Here is a 2,500-nt window from a genome sequence, read left to right as displayed (position 1 = left end):
GAGTTACGATTCCATGCAAGGTTAAGCAGTGAATGCGGAGCCGCAGCGAAAGCGAGTCTGAATAGGGCGAATGAGTATGGGGTCGTAGACCCGAAACCAGGTGATCTACCCATGTCCAGGGTGAAGGTAAGGTAACACTTACTGGAGGCCCGAACCCACGTATGTTGAAAAATGCGGGGATGAGGTGTGGGTAGCGGTGAAATTCCAATCGAACCTGGAGATAGCTGGTTCTCTCCGAAATAGCTTTAGGGCTAGCCTCAAACTTAAGAATCTCGGAGGTAGAGCACTGTTTGGACTAGGGGCCCATCCCGGGTTACCGAATTCAGACAAACTCCGAATGCCGATGATTTATGTTTGGGAGTCAGACTGCGGGTGATAAGATCCGTAGTCGAGAGGGAAACAGCCCAGACCACCAGTTAAGGTCCCCAAGTATTCGTTAAGTGGAAAAGGATGTGGCGTTGCCCAGACAACCAGGATGTTGGCTCAGAAGCAGCCATCATTTAAAGAGTGCGTAATAGCTCACTGGTCGAGTGGCGCTGCGCCGAAAATGTACCGGGGCTAAACGAATCACCGAAACTGTGGATTGACACCTTTGGTGTCAGTGGTAGGAGAGCGTTCCAAGGGCGTCGAAGCTAGACCGTAAGGACTGGTGGAGCGCTTGGAAGTGAGAATGCCGGTATGAGTAGCGAAAGAAGGGTGAGAATCCCTTCCACCGAATGCCCAAGGTTTCCTGAGGAAGGCTCGTCCGCTCAGGGTTAGTCAGGACCTAAGTCGAGGCCGAAAGGCGTAGACGATGGATAACAGGTTGATATTCCTGTACCACCTCCCCGCCGTTTGAGTAATGGGGGGACGCAGTAGGATAGGGTGAGCGCACTGTTGGTTATGTGCGTCTAAGCAGTAAGGTGTGGAATGAGGCAAATCCCGTTCCTATAACATTGAGCTGTGATGGCGAGGAGATTTATCTCCGGAGTCCCTGATTTCACGCTGCCAAGAAAAGCCTCTAGCGAGGCGGGAGGTGCCTGTACCGCAAACCGACACAGGTAGGCGAGGAGAGAATCCTAAGGTGATCGAGAGAACTCTCGTTAAGGAACTCGGCAAAATGACCCCGTAACTTCGGGAGAAGGGGTGCTCTGGTAGGGTGTTAAAGCCCGAGAGAGCCGCAGTGAATAGGCCCAGGCGACTGTTTAGCAAAAACACAGGTCTCTGCAAAACCGTAAGGTGAAGTATAGGGGCTGACGCCTGCCCGGTGCTGGAAGGTTAAGAGGAGAGGTCAGCGCAAGCGAAGCTTTGAATTGAAGCCCCAGTAAACGGCGGCCGTAACTATAACGGTCCTAAGGTAGCGAAATTCCTTGTCGGGTAAGTTCCGACCCGCACGAAAGGCGTAACGATCTGGGCACTGTCTCAACGAGAGACTCGGTGAAATTATAATACCTGTGAAGATGCAGGTTACCCGCGACAGGACGGAAAGACCCCGTGGAGCTTTACTGTAACCTGATATTGAATTCCGGTGCAGCCTGTACAGGATAGGTAGGAGCCTAAGATTCCGGAGCGCCAGCTTCGGAGGAGGCGTTGGTGGGATACTACCCTGGCTGTATTGGACTTCTAACCCATGCCCCTTATCGGGGCAGGAGACAGTGTCAGGCGGACAGTTTGACTGGGGCGGTCGCCTCCTAAAGAGTAACGGAGGCGCCCAAAGGTTCCCTCAGAATGGTTGGACATCATTCGTAGAGTGCAAAGGCATAAGGGAGCTTGACTGCGAGACCTACAAGTCGAGCAGGGTCGAAAGACGGGCTTAGTGATCCGGTGGTTCCGCATGGAAGGGCCATCGCTCAACGGATAAAAGCTACCCCGGGGATAACAGGCTTATCTCCCCCAAGAGTCCACATCGACGGGGAGGTTTGGCACCTCGATGTCGGCTCATCGCATCCTGGGGCTGTAGTCGGTCCCAAGGGTTGGGCTGTTCGCCCATTAAAGCGGTACGCGAGCTGGGTTCAGAACGTCGTGAGACAGTTCGGTCCCTATCCGTCGCGGGCGCAGGAAATTTGAGAGGAGCTGTCCTTAGTACGAGAGGACCGGGATGGACACACCGCTGGTGTACCAGTTGTCTTGCCAAAGGCATCGCTGGGTAGCTATGTGTGGACGGGATAAATGCTGAAAGCATCTAAGCATGAAGCCCCCTCGAGATGAGATTTCCCATTACGCAAGTAAGTAAGTTCCCTCAAAGAAGATGAGGTTGATAGGTCTGGGGTGGAAGCACGGTGACGTGTGGAGCTGACGGATACTAATCGAACGAGGACTTAACCTTATAGTAAAAAGGGCAGGTTGGCCCTGATTTGTGAACTATGGAAGACTATTTTAGCTGAAATACGCTAAAAAGTCTTAATGTCTCTTTTATTCAGTTTTGAGCGAATAAGTACCGTTCATAAAAAAGTACTTGCAAATCTCAAAAGATTTGATATAATGAGTATTGTCTTTGAGAAAAGGACATGCAGGTCTGGTG

2 rRNA genes (both only partly in view) are annotated in these 2,500 nt (G+C 51.9%); both read left to right on the top strand.

Annotated elements, in window-relative coordinates:
* Positions 1-2,305: ribosomal RNA gene (locus tag N1I80_RS21160) — 23S ribosomal RNA — on the top strand (it extends 628 nt beyond the left edge of the window).
* A 188-nt stretch (positions 2,306-2,493) separates the two neighbouring features.
* A 5S ribosomal RNA gene (gene rrf, locus N1I80_RS21155) occupies positions 2,494-2,500 on the top strand (it continues 109 nt past the right edge of the window).

The sequence above is a fragment of the Sporosarcina sp. FSL K6-3457 genome (genome assembly GCF_038007285.1).
In the GTDB taxonomy this organism is placed as follows: Bacteria; Bacillota; Bacilli; order Bacillales_A; family Planococcaceae; genus Sporosarcina.
The sequence above is the reverse complement of the archived record's forward strand: the minus strand, read 5'-3'. Positions and strand labels throughout refer to the sequence as shown.